This window comes from Georgenia sp. AZ-5, from assembly GCF_043952095.1.
GTDB lineage: Bacteria > Actinomycetota > Actinomycetes > Actinomycetales > Actinomycetaceae > Georgenia.
In genome coordinates, this window is the sequence record NZ_JBINOU010000001.1 from 3634440 (window position 1) to 3651316 (window position 16877).

The 16877-nt window shown below is 68.5% G+C and carries 14 protein-coding genes; 8 read left to right on the forward strand and 6 right to left on the reverse strand.

Features of this window, described 5'->3' with window-relative positions; genetic code table 11:
- Positions 1-41: 41 nt before the first annotated feature.
- Both ACF0H8_RS16940 and galE read right to left on the reverse strand, forming a co-directional pair.
- A complete protein-coding gene (locus tag ACF0H8_RS16940; RefSeq protein ID WP_395290050.1) occupies positions 42-2150 on the reverse strand; it encodes an acyltransferase family protein in 2109 nt (702 codons plus the stop codon).
- A gap of 62 nt (positions 2151-2212) precedes the next feature.
- Positions 2213-3196: a UDP-glucose 4-epimerase GalE gene (galE, locus tag ACF0H8_RS16945; protein WP_395290051.1), complete on the reverse strand. Its 984-nt coding sequence runs from the start codon at positions 3194-3196 to the stop codon at positions 2213-2215.
- Positions 3197-3556: 360 nt separating this feature from the next.
- Here galE and ACF0H8_RS16950 point away from each other — a divergent pair, with 360 nt between their 5' ends.
- The 8 genes from ACF0H8_RS16950 to ACF0H8_RS16985 all read left to right on the forward strand — a co-directional run bounded on the left by ACF0H8_RS16950 (position 3557) and on the right by ACF0H8_RS16985 (position 13516).
- A complete protein-coding gene (locus ACF0H8_RS16950; protein ID WP_395290052.1) occupies positions 3557-5455 on the forward strand; it encodes a polysaccharide biosynthesis protein in 1899 nt (632 codons plus the stop codon).
- Positions 5452-6504, forward strand: a complete 1053-nt coding sequence (locus ACF0H8_RS16955) for a hypothetical protein (protein WP_395290053.1) — start codon at positions 5452-5454, stop codon at positions 6502-6504. Before ACF0H8_RS16950 ends, ACF0H8_RS16955 begins: the two co-directional genes overlap by 4 nt.
- The gene (locus ACF0H8_RS16960) at positions 6501-7757 is read left to right on the forward strand and encodes a glycosyltransferase family 4 protein (protein WP_395290054.1); all 1257 of its coding nucleotides are present in this window, start codon (positions 6501-6503) and stop codon (positions 7755-7757) included. Before ACF0H8_RS16955 ends, ACF0H8_RS16960 begins: the two co-directional genes overlap by 4 nt.
- A gap of 10 nt (positions 7758-7767) precedes the next feature.
- Positions 7768-9510, forward strand: a complete 1743-nt coding sequence (locus tag ACF0H8_RS16965) for a glycosyltransferase family 4 protein (protein WP_395290055.1) — start codon at positions 7768-7770, stop codon at positions 9508-9510.
- Positions 9507-10433 (forward strand): ABC transporter permease, encoded by a 927-nt coding sequence (locus ACF0H8_RS16970; protein WP_395290056.1) that lies wholly within the window; start codon positions 9507-9509, stop codon positions 10431-10433. The genes ACF0H8_RS16965 and ACF0H8_RS16970 overlap by 4 nt, the downstream gene beginning before the upstream one ends.
- Positions 10426-11361, forward strand: a complete 936-nt coding sequence (locus ACF0H8_RS16975) for an ABC transporter ATP-binding protein (protein ID WP_395290057.1) — start codon at positions 10426-10428, stop codon at positions 11359-11361. The genes ACF0H8_RS16970 and ACF0H8_RS16975 overlap by 8 nt, the downstream gene beginning before the upstream one ends.
- 97 nt (positions 11362-11458) lie before the next feature.
- Positions 11459-12277, forward strand: a complete 819-nt coding sequence (locus ACF0H8_RS16980) for a hypothetical protein (RefSeq protein WP_395290058.1) — start codon at positions 11459-11461, stop codon at positions 12275-12277.
- A 3-nt stretch (positions 12278-12280) separates the two neighbouring features.
- A complete protein-coding gene (locus ACF0H8_RS16985) occupies positions 12281-13516 on the forward strand; it encodes a glycosyltransferase (protein ID WP_395290059.1) in 1236 nt (411 codons plus the stop codon).
- Here ACF0H8_RS16985 and ACF0H8_RS16990 read toward each other — a convergent pair.
- The 4 genes from ACF0H8_RS16990 to ACF0H8_RS17005 all read right to left on the reverse strand — a co-directional run bounded on the left by ACF0H8_RS16990 (position 13491) and on the right by ACF0H8_RS17005 (position 16856).
- Positions 13491-14159, reverse strand: a complete 669-nt coding sequence (locus ACF0H8_RS16990; protein ID WP_395290060.1) for a hypothetical protein — start codon at positions 14157-14159, stop codon at positions 13491-13493. The two genes, ACF0H8_RS16985 and ACF0H8_RS16990, sit on opposite strands and share 26 nt — an antisense overlap.
- Positions 14159-14338, reverse strand: a complete 180-nt coding sequence (locus ACF0H8_RS16995; protein WP_395290061.1) for a hypothetical protein — start codon at positions 14336-14338, stop codon at positions 14159-14161. The genes ACF0H8_RS16990 and ACF0H8_RS16995 overlap by 1 nt, the downstream gene beginning before the upstream one ends.
- Before the next feature lie 35 nt (positions 14339-14373).
- The gene (locus ACF0H8_RS17000) at positions 14374-14895 is read right to left on the reverse strand and encodes a hypothetical protein (RefSeq protein WP_395290062.1); all 522 of its coding nucleotides are present in this window, start codon (positions 14893-14895) and stop codon (positions 14374-14376) included.
- A 374-nt stretch (positions 14896-15269) separates the two neighbouring features.
- The gene (locus ACF0H8_RS17005; RefSeq protein WP_395290063.1) at positions 15270-16856 is read right to left on the reverse strand and encodes a hypothetical protein; all 1587 of its coding nucleotides are present in this window, start codon (positions 16854-16856) and stop codon (positions 15270-15272) included.
- Positions 16857-16877 lie beyond the last annotated feature (21 nt).

The window sequence follows — 16877 nt, forward strand, 5'->3', positions numbered from 1 at the left end:
TCAAGTAGTCGGCCGGGTCCCGCGAGGGACCCGGCCCCGGCTCACCAGCCCGTCGCCGCGAGCACCCGATTGCGGAAGGGGTCCGCCATGGACCGGACGTATGTCGCGCTCAGATGGTTCGGGTCCATGTAGACCGCCACGTTCCCCACGACAGGCTCGCAGGTCTCCGGACCGCAGATGAGATCCGTCATGTCGACGACGTGCACACCATCGAGATCATCCAGCGCAGCCGCCGGATCGGTTGGCGCCAGCGCCTCCTCACGTTCGACGGTGCACTCGGAAGCTTCCGCCCCATAAGCCTCCACGCACTTGTACATGTCGAAGGAGAACCGCGGGTTATCACGGATGCCCAACACCTCGACGCCGGCAGAGGTCAGTTCCCGCAACGACTGCCGTAAGCCCGGGACCACGCGCTCCCCAGGTCCGTCGACCTCCGAGATCGTCGACGACACGACCACGTAGTCGGGGTCGAGCGCCAGGACCTGCTCGACCGCCTCGTCGACGAAATCCGCGCACGCCGGGATCTCGCTGCTCACCTCGCTGCCGAACGGGCAAGCGGGTCGGATGAACGAGACAAGCTGCCACCGCTTCTCTTCCGCGAGCGGTACCAGCGCCGCGTTCCACTGCTCGATATGTGAGGCACCGAGCACCACCACCAGCTTCGACGGACGGAACACGGGCGTGCTCTGACGGCACAGCACCGCGGGGTCGGAGAAATCCGGGACGAAAGGCTCTTCGCAGGTCTGATCGAGCACGGACCATTCGGGTACCTCAGAGGCGAGCGGCAACATGGGGGCATTCCGGTCGCCGACGAAGACAAAATCAGGTTCCAGCGCGGCGGCGCCTGGGTTGTTCGCGGCGGCCGCCGCCAACATCGCCTGTTCCCGCCGATGCAGGGCTGTCTGAGCCACCGCCAGCGGCGCGGCCACCACCGAGAGGGACGCCGCCACCGTCACGGCCATCCTCCACCGCGTCACTTCCGTCCAGCTCGATCGGCGCAACGGCGTCTCCACCAGCCTCGCGACCAGGTGCGCCACGAGCATCGAGGTCACGATGACGGCAAGGCCAGGCAGGGGGCTCGCCGACGGCTGCTGTGCGACCGCGAGGTAGATCGTGAGGATCGGCCAATGGACGAGGTAAAGGGCGTAGGACGTGTTCCCCATGCCCACGAGCAGCCGTGAGGTCAATAACCGGTCCACCCCGAAGGCGGAGGACGTCTGCCCCGCCACGATGACAAGAGCCGCCGACGCGATCGGCCAGAGCGCCACGTAGCCCGGGAACGACTGCTCGACCGGCAGGAGCAAGCCGCAGGCCAGCATCGCAGTAACGCCCGCCCAGCCCATGAGCAAGCGCACGGGCCTCGAGGGGTGCAGGTGCGGCAGGGCGAGCGCCAGCAACGAACCGGCGGCGAACTCCCACAGGCGAGTGCGGGTGTCGAAGTACGCGAAATCCTGGTTGGTCGCTGTTCGCTGGACGGAGAAGGCGAGCGACGCCAGGAACAGGGTCCCGAACGCGACCCAGAGCACCGTCCGGAACCGCCACCCGAATCGTCGACTGAGCCAGGCACCCGCCGCGAAAATCAGCGGCCACAGGACGAAGACCTGTCCCTGTATGGACAGCGACCAGAAATGCTGCAGCGGGCTGGCGGTGGAGTCGTCGGTGGCGTAGTAGTCCACCGAGGTCACGGCAAGCAGCCAGTTCTGCACGTAGAGCAGCGACGCCCACGCCTGCTCGATGATCCCCACCCACCGTGAGGCAGGCAGGACGACCCATGCCGCTACGAGCGTGCCGATGAGCGTGACCGCAGCGGCCGGAAGGAGCCGCTTGAAGCGGTGCAGCCAGTGACGAGCGAGATCCAGAGTCTGACCCGCCTCCACCTTCCGCGTGAATGAAAGCGTCAGGAGGAACGCGGAGATCATCAAGAAGATGTCGACCCCGCCCGACACGCGGTCAAGGAAGACGTGGTATGCCACCACCATGAGGACGGCCAGGGAACGCAGTCCCTGGATCTCCGGACGGAAGCCGGAGCCATGCGCAGATGCAGAAACCGACACGCGCGCGGGCGCAGCATGGCGCGGCGCATACCCACTCGCCGCAGATGTCGGACGGTTGACCGCGGGAAGGCGGGATTCGTCCGACCGGAGAAGCACCCGACGATGCTAGACGGTTGCCGCCCGAATCCATACATCGGAGGGCGGGAGCCCCACTCCGATCAGCCGATGCGCCGCGGCCCCGCCTGCCAGGCCTCCCACGCGCTGCGGATGATGTCCGCGAGGCCGTGCTCGGCCTTCCAGCTCAGGATGTCACCGATGCGGTCGGCAACCGCCACGAGCTGGGGCGGGTCTCCCGCCCGGCGCGGCTCGATGTCCGCGGTCACGTCGAGGCCGGAGGCGCGCCCGATCTCGTTGATGACCTCCCTGACGGAGGCGCCCGTGCCGGTTCCCACGTTGAAGACGTGCTCGGCGGCGTCGCCGTCGGCGGAAAGGTAGTCCATCGCAGCCAGGTGCGCCTGCGCCAGATCCAGCACGTGGATGTAGTCGCGGATGCAGGTGCCGTCAGGGGTCGGGTAGTCGTCACCGAAAATCTTGGGGCGCTCACCGCGGGCCAGGCGATCCAGCACCATCGGCACCAGGTTCAGTACCGCCTGGTCGCCGAGCTCCGGCCAACCGGCTCCAGCGACGTTGAAGTAGCGCAGGGCCGTCCAGCGCAGGCCCCAGGCACGCTCGCAATCAGCCAGCATCCATTCACCGATGAGCTTGGTCTCGCCGTACGGGTTGATGGGGCGGCAGTCGATGTCCTCGGTGACCATCTCCACCGGCGGCATGCCGTACACCGCGGCAGAGGAGGAGAAGATCATGTTCCTGACGCCCGCCGTCTCCATGGCGGCGAGGACGTTCGCGAGCCCGCCGATGTTCTGCTGGTAGTACCACGTCGGCCGGGCCACCGACTCCCCCACCTGCTTCTTCGCGGCAAAGTGGATGACGGAGGTGACGCCGCGCTCGCGCATCACAAGTTCCAGCCGCTCCTGCGCGTCGGGGCCCGCGACGTCGAGCTCCACCAGGGAGGCGGTCCCGACGCGGTCCTCGCCGCCCGTGGAAAGGTCGTCGACGACGACGACCTCGTCCCCGCGCTCGAGTAGCAGGTGGACGACGTGCGCGCCGATGTAGCCGGCGCCTCCGATCACCATGGTGCTCATGTGGGCCAGGCTATCGGAGTGCCCGCTCAGCGCCTTTTTCTGCACGGATCTCGCTCAGCTTCGCGGTGACGCAAGCCGTCACGCCCGGCGTCAGTGCGTCGCCGAAGGTCGGCCACTCCGCCAGGTTCCGACGGCTCGCCACAACCGACACACGCGACTACAGCGGACCTCACATTTAGCCGCCCGCAATTCCGCAGTACCCTGTCCGTTGCCTGTCAGCAACTTCCGACCCGCAGCGATTTGGCGGAGAGCCGCTGAGCAGGCTTGCCCGTCCCCCACGATTGGACCGAGAGAGTGAGCAAGCCCCCGACGTCCCGTCACGGCCGGCTCATCACAAGGACGTGGCCGCGCGGAGCTTACGTGGTCCTGGACTGCCTCACCTGGGTGTTCGTCCTGACGGTCCTGACGGTCGCCCGGTATGACCTCACGTTCTCGGACATGAACAGGCCGGGCCTGGTCGTGGCCATCGCGCTCGCCGTGGCCGGGCAGCTCGCGGGTTTCTGCTTCATGCGCCAGCGCTTTCGCTATGCCTCTACGGACGAGATCGTGGCGCTCGCACTGCTGACCGGCGCGATCACCGTCGCGCTCGTCCTCGCCGCGGCGCTCACGGCACCGCGGATCATCCCCCTCTCGGTGGCCCTCGCCGCTCCCGCATCAGCGCTGCTGACCATGGTCGGCGCGCGGTGGGTCTTCGTCCGCGTGCGTCGCTCGCTCCAGGCGCCGAGGCCCAACGTGCAGCGCACGCTCGTCCTCGGTGCCGGCGCCGGCGGCACCCAGGCGATCTCCATGATGCTGAACGACGCGCACTCCGCGCTGCGCCCGGTGGGGATCCTGGACGACCACCCGGGCAAGCAGCACCTACGAGTCTCAGGCGTGCGCGTGCTCGGCCGCATCAACGAGCTCCCCGAGGTCGCAACCCGCACCCAGGCTCAGGTCGCGGTCTTTGCCATCCCCTCCGCCACGGCCGAGCAGGTCGCTCACGCAGCTGACCTGGCAGCGAGCGCAGGGCTTGAGCTCAAGGTGCTGCCCAGCTCTACCGAGATCCTCGCTACGCACAAGCCCGGTCCCAGGCGCCAAGGCCAGGTCCGCCTGCACACGTCGGTCTTCCGTTCCCTGTCGCTGGAGGACCTCCTCGGCCGGCGTGCGATCGACACCGACATCGACTCCATTGCCGGCTACCTCGAAGGGCGCGTCGTCGTTGTCACCGGCGCTGGCGGCTCGATCGGCTCCCAGCTGTGCCGGGAGATCGCCCAGTACTCCCCTGCCCGCCTCGTCATGACCGACCGTGACGAGTCCTCCCTGCATGCCGTGCAGCTCTCGATCGACGGCCAGGCCATGCTCGACTCCGACGACCTCGTCCTGGGTGACCTCCGCTCGCCCGGCTTCATCGACCGTCTCCTCGAGGCCGTCAGGCCCGACATCGTCTTCCACGCCGCCGCGCTGAAGCACCTGACGCTCACGGAACGGTTCCCGGAAGAAGCGTTCCTGACCAACGTCGCTGCCACCAAGAGGCTGCTGGTTGCCAGTGCCCAGAACGGCGTAAAGCGCTTCGTGCACATCTCGACGGACAAGGCCGCCGATCCGGAGAGCGTCCTCGGCTACACCAAGCGCATCTCGGAGCGTCTCACCGCCACTGTGGGTCAGGCGTTGCCGCCGGACCACCGGTACATCTCGGTGAGGTTCGGCAACGTGCTGGGCTCGCGCGGCTCCGCGCTGACCGCCTTCGCCGCTCAGCTCGAGGCGGGGCTGCCGCTCACGATCACGTCGCCGGACATGACGCGGTACTTCATGAGCGCTCAGGAGGCGTGCCAGCTGGTGCTGCAGGCCGGCGCGATCGGGCGCTCGGGCGAGGTCCTCGTCCTTGACATGGGCGAACCCCACAACGTCGAGGAGCTGGCCCGACGGTTCGCCGCACTGCAGGGATATCCGGACCCCGAGGTCGTCTACACCCACCCCCGCCCCGGCGAGAAAATTGTGGAAACCCGCCTGGGCCAGAGCGAGTCGGACCACCGCCCCGTCCACCCGCTCATCACCCACGTCACGGCCCCCTTGGTCGACCGCCGCTACTTCCCCCACATCGCCAATCTGCGGGACGAGGTCCGCTCCCATCCCCCCACGGGCGCGATCGTCGAGTGGTTGCGCGAGGCGGCCTTGGGCTCCGGGGAGGCGCCGGTGCTGCGAGATCTCGACGAGCTACACAAGGGAGAACTTCCAGAGGGGTCGCACACCGTTCGGGAGCGGGCGGAGTCGAACCGGTGACGATCGCAGCCCTGGGAGGCGCCCTGGCCGCGGCGCTGGTCAGCGCCGCCTGCGTCGCGGTCCTCGTGCCGCTCCTGCGCCGGGCGATGGTGGTGGACGTGCCGGTCGAGCGCTCGCTCCACGACGCCCCGGTACCCCGCGGCGGCGGGCTCGCACTCGTCCCGGCGGTGCTGGCCGGCCTGCTCGCGACCGGGGTGCTCGCCACCGGAGCGGCGCCCGGCTCGCTGCTGATGACGGCGTCCTTCCACCTGATTCTCGCCCTCGCCACGGTGCTCACGTTCGCGATCATCGGCCTCTGGGACGACCTGTACGGGGTCTCCGCGCTCGCCCGGCTGCTTCTCCAGATCGTGGCGGCAATGATCCTGAGCCTGGGCATCCTCCTCGCCGCCGACCGGTCGCTAATCTGGCTGCCGGTGCTGGCGGCCACCATGGTGGCCCTGGTCAACATCACCAACTTCATGGACGGCGCAAACGGCCTGCTGGGCTTCCACGGCGTCGTATCGGCTGGCTGGTTCGCCGTCGTCGCGGCCCACGTGGACGCGCACGGCGCCGTCGCCCTCGCCCTGGCCATCCTGGGCGCAATCGTGGGGTTTCTGCCCTTCAACGTGCCCGCCCCACGCGTCTTTCTCGGGGACGTCGGGTCGTACCTGCTCGGCGCCGCATGGGCGGCACTTGGCGCCTGGCTGCTGCTAGCCGACGCCCGGATCGAGACGGTCATCGCCCCCCTCGCGGTCTTTGGGGCTGACACGGCCTACACCCTGTGGTTGCGTCTGCGGGCGGGCCAGCGGTGGTACCAACCCCACAAGCTCCACGTGTACCAGCGGCTGGTGGCGGCCGGCTGGTCGCACGTCGCCAGCTCGGCAACCGTCGCCGGCGTGGCCATTCTGTGTTGCCTGCTCGCCGTGCCGGCGATGCTCGGCGCCGGCGTGACCGTGCGCCTGCTGTGCCTGGCGGCCATGGCGCTGGTCTGCGTGGCGTACCTGAAACTCCCGGTCCGGGTCGGCGCGCCGGAGCCGTGGCACAAGGTGAGGACCAGCACGCTGCGATGAGGATCCTTCTTGTCACCCACTACTACGCTCCCGAGCCGGGGGCGCCGCAGCACCGGTGGGACGCCCTGGTCTCCCGCTTCGTTGCCGCGGGCCACGACGTCGCCGTTCTGGCGCCGTCCCCCCACTACCCCAGCGGCCGGGCCAGCGATCTGTCCTCGCACCTCCGCCCGGGCGCAGTCAGCAGCGGCGCGCACGGCGAGACGGTGCACCGCCTACACTTCCGCGAGTACGGCGGCCGGGTGGCCGGTCGCGGCCTGGACCAGCTGGTGGCCGCCATGGACGCCGTGCGGGTCGGCGTCACTCGCTTCGGCCGCCGCCACCGCCCCGACGTGGTGATCGCGACGGCGCCCGGACTGCCCTCCATCCCGGCCGGTCTCGCCCTGGGGAAGGCGCTGCGCGCCCCCGTGGTGCTGGAGATGCGCGACGCCTGGCCCGACCTGCTGGGGGCCCGGGATGACTGGGACGCGGCGGTCGCCCCAGCGCCCGCGCGCCCGACGACGTTCGGAGCATTCGTTGGGCGGACGGCGCCGAGCGTCATCACCGCCTTACAGCGCCGCGCCGACGCCGTGGTGACCACCACCGAGTCCTTCGCCGACGTGCTCCGCGCCCGGGGCATGCGCCGGGTCACCACGATCCGCAACGGCGCCCACCTGCCGGCCGGCGCAGGCCCGGTATCGCTCCGGCGTCGGCCCGGCAACACGGCACTGCGGGTCCTCTACCTCGGCACCGTGGGCCGCTCCCAGGGCCTCGGGACGGCGGTGCGCGCCGCTGCGCTGGCCGAACGCGCCGGCGTGCCGCTGCAGGTGCGCATCGTCGGCGACGGCGCGGAGGCGGCGGCCATGACACATCTCGCCCGGGAGCTGCACGCGCCGGTCAGCGTGGAGCCGCCGGTGCCGCACAGCGAGGTCATGGACCTGTACCGGTGGGCGGACTCCGTGCTCGTCAGCCTGCGCGGCTGGGAACCGCTGCGCTGGACGGTGCCGTCGAAGCTGTACGAGGTGCTGGCCCTCGGTAAGCACGTCAGCGGGGTGCTCGCCGGTGAGGCCGCCGAGATCCTCCGGGGGGTCGATGGCGGGCACGTGGTCGCGCCGGGTGACGAGGAGGCGCTGGCCGGGCTGTGGGCTCAACTGCACCAGGAACGCCCCCTCCTCGACGTCGGGTCCCTCGGCACGGCCTGGGTGCAGCGCAACGCCCACGACGACGCGCTCGCCGAGCAGTACCTCGGCCTGCTGGCGGCGGTCGCGCATGCGTAGCCTCGCCCGCGTGGCCGAGCTGGGCCGCAACACCGTGCTGCTGGGCCGCACCGCGATCAACCACGCTGCCTACGACCCGCTGCTGCTCGTCCTGCAGACCGCCCGCCGCCTTCCCCAGCGACTCCGGCGCCCCGTGGCGCGGGCCCTCGGGGCGGGCGCCGGCGGGCACCCCACCCTCCGTAGCGCCCTCGCCGCGTTCGTTGCGGACCGGCCCGACGCCGCCGCGTCGCTGCTCGCCGGCGCGGCCACGCCACGCTCGGCCCTCGGCCGCCGTGTGGCCGCCGAGCTCGCTATCCAGCTCGGCCAGGCCGAGAGCGTGCCCGGCGGGCTCCCCGCCGGGCCGACGGTGACGCGCGCCCGGGCAGCTTGGCAACGGGGCGAGGTCAGCGGCGCGATCGACCTGCTCGACGGTGTGGGCGCAGCGAAGCGGTACCGGGCGCGCTTGGTCTCCGAGCGGGCGACCATGCAACCGGGGTTCCGGCTCGACCCGCCCGTCCGGACGTCCGCGCGGCCGATGGCCCAAGTCACGAGCCCACGCGCGCTCCACGTGCTCACCAACTCCCTCCCCCGCACCCGCAGCGGGTACGCGATCCGCAGCCACGAGGTGCTGCGCGCGCAGCAGCAGGCCGGCATCGCCGTCGAGGCGGTCACCCGCATCGGCTACCCCGTCACGGTTGGCCTTGTCCACGCGCGCGGAGCCGACGTGGTGGACGGCATCACCTACCGCCGCCTGCTGCCCGCCGGTCTGGCGGACACCCCGGGCTCGCGGCTGCAGCAGATGGCCGACGGCGTGCTCCGCCTGGCCGACCGCTTCGAGCCCACCGTGCTGCACACCACCACCAACTTCACCAACGCCCTCGTCACCGAGGCCGTTGCCCGCGCCACGGGGCTGCCGTGGGTGTACGAGGTGCGCGGCGTGCTCGAGAACACCTGGCTCGCCTCACGCCCGGAGGCCGGCCGAGCGGCAGCGACTGCGAGTGAGCGGTACCAGCTGCTGCGGGCCAAGGAGACCGAACTCATGCTCGGGGCGGACCACGTGGTCACGCTCAGCGAGACGCTCCGGGCCGAGCTCGTGGGTCGGGGCGTGCCCTCGGATCGGATCACCGTGGTCCCCAACGCTGTGGACGAGCGTCTGCTCGAGTTCCGCCTTGAGGCACATGAGGCCAGGGCGCGTCTCGGTCTGCCGAGCGAGGGCTTCTGGGTCGGCACGGTCAGCTCGCTCGTGCCCTACGAGGGCCTGACCACACTCCTCGACGCCGTCGCGCTGCTGCGCGCGCGTGGGCTGGATGCACGCGCCGCACTCGTTGGCGACGGCGTCTCCAGGCCCACCCTCATTGCGCACGCCGAACGTCTGGGCATCGAGGCCAGCGTGCTGTTCCCGGGGCGTGTGGCTCACGACCGCGCCGCGCTCTGGCACCGGGCGCTGGACGTCTTCGTCGTGCCGCGGCTCGACGTCGAGGTATGCCGCGTCGTCACGCCGCTGAAGCCGGTCGAGGCGATGGCCGCCGGCCGGCCCGTGGTCGCGAGCAACCTGCCCGCTCTCGCTGAGGTCGTTGCCACGCCGGGGACCGGGATGGTGGTCCCGCCCCAGGACGTGGCCGCTCTCGCAGGAGTTCTGGCCGAGCTCGCGACCGATTCGGACCGTCGCAGCAGGTACGGTGGGGCGGGCCGTTCCTTCGCCGCCACCCGCACGTGGCAGGCGAACGGAACGGTCTATCGGTTCGTCTACGAGCGTCTGGAGGCCGCCGCGTGAGCGTGGAAGAAGTGTCCTCGAGGCGAACTGCGCTCGAGAGTGCCCGCTTCGTCGAGCGCATCCGCAGCGCGGGTGCCCGCGAAGAGGTTGTCGGGACTTGGGCGCTCAAGCCCGTGGGCCGGCGCGAACCGCTCCACCGCTACATCCGTCAGCTCTTCCAGCGCAGGCACTTCATCTGGGCAGACGCCCGGGCACGTGCGTTCTCGGGCAACGGTGGCATGCTGCTCGGCAATCTGTGGCTGGTGGCCAAGCCGCTGCTGGATGGTCTGACCTACTACCTCATCTTCGGACTGCTGCTCCAGACCTCCCGCGGCATCGAAAACTACATCGGGTACCTCCTCATCGGCGTCTTCATGTTCAGCTACACGGCGCGCTCCCTCACCGGCGGCGCGGATTCCCTCATCAAGGGCAAGAACGTGATTCGGGCCTTCTCGTTCCCCCGAGCTGCCGTGCCACTGGCCGTGGTGCTCCGGGAGGCCATCGGGATGCTCCCCGTCATCGCGACGATGATCGTGATGATTCTGGCGATCCCCCCGCACGCTCAAGTGACGTGGCGCTGGGCGCTATTTCCGGCGATCTTCCTGCTCCAGACGATGTTCAATCTCGGGCTGGCGTTCTTCGCGGCGCGGCTGACTGCCCACGTCCCGGACCTCAAGCATGTTCTGGGTTTCATCACGCGCTTCTGGCTTTACGGATCCGCTGTGATGTTCTCCTTCGACCGATTCGTCGACAACCCCCAGGCACTGGCGCTGCTTGAGCTCAACCCCGCCTTCGCCGTCCTCGACATGTCTCGTGACGTCCTTCTCTACGAGGCCGTGCCGGATGCTTCGTCGTGGCTGCTGTTGGCCTGCTGGGCCGTGGGCATCTTCGTGACGGGCTTTATTTTCTTCTGGCGCGCGGAGGAGCGGTACGGACGTGAGTGATGCGAATGCCACCAAGGCCGTGGCAGTGGTCCCGGAAGCCCCGATCGGTCCGGCCACGGTCGCCGTCTCGGACATTCACGTGCGGTACAGGGTTCCCTCCGCGGATCGTGCTGCCCGCGCGGCTGTGCCAAAGCCCGTACGGATCGCCAATCGGCTGCTGGGCCGCTCCCCCCAGGTGCTGGTGCGGGCGCTCAGCGGGGTTTCGTTCGTCGCGCGTTCGGGTGAGTCGGTCGGCGTCATCGGCCGCAACGGCTCGGGCAAGAGCACGCTCCTGCGGATCATGGCCGGTCTAGAGACACCCGCTCGCGGGACTGTGATGGCACAGTCGAACCCGGTGTTGCTGGGCGTCAACGCGGCACTCATCCCCAACCTGCCGGGTGAGCAGAACGTGCGACTGGGCCTGCTCGCCATGGGGAAGTCTCCAGAGGAGACCGAGCGCATGCTGCCGGACGTCATCGACCTGGCGGGGATTGGCAAGGCCATCTACCTCCCGATGCGGACCTATTCGTCAGGCATGGCTTCGCGCCTGCGCTTTGCGATCGCCGCAGCGTCCCGCCCCGACATCTTGCTGATCGACGAGGCACTCACCACTGGTGACGCCGCCTTCCGGGACCGTAGCGAGCAGAAGATGACCGAGCTGCGGAAGCAAGCCGGGACGGTGTTCCTGGTCTCCCATGCGGCCAGGACCATCGAGGAGACCTGCACACGCGCCATCTGGATCCACCAGGGCAAGATCGTGGCTGATGGCACCGCGACGGAGACTGCGGCGGCCTTCGGTCGCTGGGCGCGCTGCATCGCCCAGGGCGATGAAACCAAGGCAGAGTCACTCATGCGGGACGCCGTCGAAGCTTATGCACCTGCACAGATCTCCTTCACCTCCGCACCGCGTGAGTCCAATCCTCCTCGCCATGCCATCCTTCGCCGCTGAGCCAACCTCGTCGCTGGGCCGGTCGCAGGCGGCGATGCGTTCTCTTGTTCGCCGGGTTCGGAGACGCCCGTACGACGCCCGGCACCAGGCACCTATCGTGACGGTCCGCCGCCCCGAGCGGATCCGCGTGCAGGACCGGCTCCGGCTAAGGATCGACGCCGGGGACGGGCTGCTCCCGATCGACGCCCTCATCACTCGGAGCCGGTCGGCGAGCACGCTGGTCGTATCGCTCCACGGGTACACCGACCGGGCGACATACTCCCTTCCTCGGTTCGAACGGCTCGCGAGCTTTTCGACGATCGACACCCACTCCCTCTATATCTCCGACCCCACCATCACGGTCGATGACCGCCTCTCCATCGGCTGGTATGTCGGCACGCCGACGGATGACCTGCCTCTCCGGCTCGCAGAGCTAGTCGACGTCACGGCCTCCAAGCTCCGGGCCGATCGCATCGTGCTCACCGGATCGTCTGGTGGAGGCTTCGCCGCTCTCGGTATCGCGCAGCACCTGCCGCACGCGAACGCCGTAGCGTTCTCCCCGCAGACTGCGGTGACCCGGTACCACGCCCAGCAGGTCGAAGCCCTTCAGGACTACGTCTTCACGCCTGCGACGCGCCTCGCCGCCGTCGAGGAGGCAAGGCCGGGGCGGCTCGACCTATCGTCGGCCTTCAAGCACCCGCGGCCTGGACGCCTTTGGTACGTGCAGAACGCCAAGGATGGGTTTCACGTCAAGCACCACCTGCGGCCGTTCGCTGGCTCCGAACCGCGGGGGGTCGACTTCTTCCTCGAAGACCACGGCCCCGGGCACACGCCGCCCTCCAAGGAGCGGACGCTCCGATGGGTCGTCGCTGCTCTCCGCCGTGAGGCGCCCCCGTGCGCGCCCGCCAGCGACATACAGAACACCACAGTGAGGTAGACCGTGACGCAAGGAAAGTCCCCCGTACTCGGCGTGACACGCTTCAGCGTGTTCAACCCGCGGAGCCACGCCTGGCAGGCCACGCTCAAGCACCAGTCGGTGGAGGACTACGAGCAGTACCTGTTCGACGACGAACGGCTGGCGGCGCGGTTTCGCACCTTCTTCGACTGGGCGATGCCCACCTACCAGTCGATGCAGGAGGATCACCCGTACCGGCACATCGTTCAGTACTCCGACAATTTGCCGGAGCGGTGGAAGCTGCGCCTGCTGGCGAGCGCCGAACGATTCCCCGTCATCGCGCTCCACAATGTCAGCGAAGACTCGTCCCTCTTGCGCTTCTTCGCCCGCCTCCTCGCCGAAGACCCACCGAAGGACGGCGTGTTCGCCTGGTTCCGGGTAGACGATGACGACGTCCTACCCCGGAACTACCTCGAACTCGTGTCCAGGCACATCAACCCCGCCACCGTCGGGTACGCGGTGTCCCTGGGGAGGGGGCTGACCGCACTCCACGCCGGCGACCACCTGGTCGACGTTCGCGAGTGCCACCACCGCATGTTCAGCGCCGGCCAGCTCTACGTGTGCCGTTATGACCATGCCAGCGGCAAGGTTCGGTCGCTGGGACAGGTCGATCACACCACCGTCGATCGCAAGATGCCCGTCATCGTCGACTCCAGGAGCATTGGATACCTCTGGCTGCGCCACCAGTCCCAGGACACCGTCTTCGACCGGACGGCCCGCCAGGCTTACGCGGAAATCCTCGCTGACATGTCGCGGCACGCGAAGATTGCCGATCCCACGGCGTACGCCGATCTCTTTCCCGCTATGGACGAGGTCCTTCGTCGGACTGCCGAGCGAGACAAGGAGGCGCCGGCGGTGGACAGTGACGTGCGTCTCACGGACGAGGGCGTCGCGATCCCTGGGGAATTCGTCGGGGGCGCCGTGTATCGGATCACGTACCGCCTGACATGCAGCACCGACGCCCGGAAGACCCCGGCGCTCCTCAGCGTCGCCGTCACGGGGACGAACCTGGACATGACTGACTCGGGTCTCACCTGGTCCCGCCATGAGGGCGTCGACTGGTTCGTCTACCTGACGCCAACGCCCGGCGATTCGTCCCGCCAGCTGCTGATCCAGTTGCCCCCCGGCGCGGCGGGCGACCGCATCCGGGCGCGCACGTGGCATGCCGGCGACGCATCCGTGTCGCTCAACTTCCTCAAGATGGAGAGACTCTCCGCCTGAGAGAAACGCCCGCGCATCGAGACGGGGATTCACATGCCCATCCGGCTCGGTCGCGCTCCGCCCGCTGATCCACCAACGTATACGTCGGGCGAATCAGAAAACCGCTTATGGATGGGTGCGCGAGAACGGCAAGTTCACCGCGGACCGGCAACGCGCGGGCCGCACCATTGACGGGCAGGTCGTAGACGGCCGGCCAGGCGAGGTCGACGAGATGGTCGAACACGCGCGCAGCGAGGCGGTCGGCCGCCGAGACGGAGAGCATCAGGCGCAGGATCGCCCTCAAATTGATCAAGATGTGGGTGTCGTGCGCCACGTCGGACTCGAGCAGGACCTTGTTGAACCAGCTGACCATCCGGTGTTCCCAGTAGAACAGGTCAAGCGGGTCGTAACCGTCGACGTCCAGGATCCCCGTGGTGGCCGCCATCTCCTCGAAGGCCTCGATGACCGGCCGGGGCGGGTTCGCGTTGGTGGTGAGGATGCGCGCGAAGAGCCGCGGGTCGACTTGGGGGCGCTCCTTCCTGCGGTAGTACCCGCGCGCGATCTCGTACAGGTTCGAGCGCACGTGCAGGCGGTCGGCTGGCAGTTCGGTGAGATAGGAGGCGGCGACGGCCCGGCTGTGGGTGACGAATGTATTTCGCTCCATCAGGCGAGTGAGCGGCGACGGTACGGCACGGCTGGAGCTTCTAGGGAATAGCCGTGGTGGTGCAGTCCCAGGTGCTCGGCGAGCTGCTTGGCGACCTCGAGGTCGCGACCGGAGCCGTCTTTGAGGTCGTAACGCTTCTCGTAGGTGGAGTAGAGCGACTCGGGGACAAGTTCGCGCATGGCAGCCAGAGTGATGCGACTGTCCAGGCCAGCTGTCAGCGAGACGAGTGGACCGCCACCGGCGCGGCGGAGGAACGGGTGCTGGCGACGCATGAGTTCCAGAACCTCCGCCGCCGTCTCGCGGGGCTCCGCGGCTTCGGTCGGTTGCGGCCCCCCCACACGTCGGACCGTGAAGGTGTGCGGATCGAGTTCGACACGTTCGCCGGCAGTGCCCACACGCCGGCAAAGCGCGTGTACAGACCCGGAAAGGTAAAGGAGCGGTGCTTCTTGAGCCAGCCCGGCTCGCCGAAGCGGGAAAGTCCGAGCCCGCCGACGGATTCGGCAAGGAGATTCTGGTGTGACGAGATGACCTGATGCTCGGGCGAGTAGAAGGCGGAGAGCATGCCGGTGGCATCCGTCTGGAAGAAGTCACCCCCTGCGCTCTGCCCGAGGATGACAATGGCGGCCCGCGAGCCACTCCAGGGCTTCGTCAAGGCCGTCTCGCGACCGGTCCCAAGATGCAAGGTGTCCTGTGGCGGCAGCGACGCCGGTGACCTGGCGGCGGAGGTCGATGACATTCCCGATCGTCAGAACACTCCGCCCCGCACTCCCGACGAGATTCACCTCGAGCCGCGGGTCCCATGACAGCTGCCACCCGCCCACCTTCCGGGTGAACCAGTGAGCAGCGGGCAACGGGCGCGGCGTGCGGGAGAGGACATAGCCCCGGCCGAAGAGCAGGTGATCGAAGTTTGCGGTGACCGGGATGGCCGAGTCATTGATCGGGGCGCTGTGCCATGCCTGCAATGGCGTCATGGCCTCGACCTTGTCACGGGCGAGCCCTATACGGATAATGTATGTCCCATTTCGCGCCCGCCGCCCCCTTGGGCTCCGGGCACCGGGCACCGGGCACCGGAACAGTCCGACACCGTGACGCTCCCAGAGCCAGCCGGCTTCAAGCGCGCCGGTCGGCCAGCTGTGCCTCATAGAGCGATGCCGGATACAGCCCACGGCGCCCAGTGCCCTCTATGTGCCCCGCCGGCGCGCTGAACGGGCCGATACCCGTGACACGACCGAAGCATCCGATGGCGTAGTTCTGGGCGGTCGGTGGGCGCTGAACTACGAGTTGGGTGCCCGCGACATCCGAGTTCCAGGCGACGGAGTGTGCGGCAGACCAGCCGTGCCCCGTGCCGTAGTCCCCGCGGTTGTAGAGCGAGAGCGTTCGCTCAGCTCGAGGCGCCATCTCTTTGTGGTTGTCGAATAGCAGACCTTGGCTCCACTGCCGGTGGCCCTCGCTCGAGGTGTAGCTGCCGGTGGCCGTGCATCGGTGGAACACAATTCCCGAGACGGAGCTGGTGCCGTTCGAGACGAATGCGTGCCTCGCGTTGCGTGCTTGGCATCTGGTAACCAGCACCTGCTGGGACCGCCGGTCAACACAGAAGTTATATCGGCGGTTTCCTTCGACTCTGGACGCCGGGTCGATGGAACGGCACTGCGAGATCGTGGCCCGAGTGGCTCCGCTGGTCAACACGCCGGCGTAAGCGAAGTGAAGGACGGTACATCGTTGGATCCAGGCATCCTCAACCTGTGACAGGCGCATCCCCGTCCATGCGTGGTTCTCGTCGCTCGGACCCGATGCCGCGATGTCGATCCTGAGGTGCTCCACGCCGACCTCGGTCACCAGACCCGCACGGTCCCACACGTAGACGTAGCTCTGCGATTTTGACCGGTCAAGAACGTTGAAGAGGGGCACGTCCACCGTAAGCCGGTTGCCGGATAGCGCCCTGATGTATCGGTTGTAAACAATCGGCACGCTACCCATCTCCCACGCCGCGTCCTTGCCCGTCCCTCCACCGTCGACAGCGGCGAGCCAAGCTGGGGTACATGGGTGGACGATCATGATGTTGTCCCCCACCCGCAAGCCCCGGGGGTCCGCCACCGTGAACGTCGCGTCTGCGACGTTCACGTAAGGCGAAGTGACGTTCGTCTGCCTGCCCCCCACCTTGCCGTCCCAACCACCCTTGTCATCTCCTCCAACGACGAGTACGTCGCGGCTCGCGGGCAGGTTGCCAACAGCACGGATGATGGTGTTCCTTGCCGGGTCCCCCCCGTCGCCCATGCCGCGAATGACGACACCGGCATGACGCTGATACAACGTCCCCGACACCTGGTAGGTCCCAGCTTTCAGCAGGAGGGCACCGCGAAATCCGTTGGCCTTCCGCGGCATGGCACCGACCTTGTCGATCGCCCGCTGTATATGAGCCGTGTTGTCCCCTGCGACCGACTGTATGGCGTGGACCACGGGCACCGCTGGAAGGCTGCGCTGCCCATTGCGATAACCCGCATGGCTGAAGTCGGGAAGCCTGTGTCCCCGGTTCCGCACATACACCAGACCCAGATCCGAGCTCTGGACGAGGTTCGACTGCCACTGACCGGAGGGAACGGCCCCCGGCACGGCCCACTCTGCGGAGCTTGAGGTGGCCATGCCCGCCAATGTGGCGGCGATTCCCGAGATCAGGAAGGTGCGACGTGAGAGACCCATGACTTCTCCCTTTGAAGTCAG

Coding starts and splice junctions, on each gene's coding strand:
- galE (WP_395290051.1), bottom strand. CDS start 3,196: ATGAGCACCATGGTGATCGGAGGCGCCGGCTACATCGGCGCGCACGTC.
- ACF0H8_RS16960 (WP_395290054.1), top strand. CDS start 6,501: ATGAGGATCCTTCTTGTCACCCACTACTACGCTCCCGAGCCGGGGGCG.
- ACF0H8_RS16990 (WP_395290060.1), bottom strand. CDS start 14,159: ATGGAGCGAAATACATTCGTCACCCACAGCCGGGCCGTCGCCGCCTCC.
- ACF0H8_RS16995 (WP_395290061.1), bottom strand. CDS start 14,338: ATGCGCGAACTTGTCCCCGAGTCGCTCTACTCCACCTACGAGAAGCGT.
- ACF0H8_RS17000 (WP_395290062.1), bottom strand. CDS start 14,895: ATGTCATCGACCTCCGCCGCCAGGTCACCGGCGTCGCTGCCGCCACAG.
- ACF0H8_RS17005 (WP_395290063.1), bottom strand. CDS start 16,856: ATGGGTCTCTCACGTCGCACCTTCCTGATCTCGGGAATCGCCGCCACA.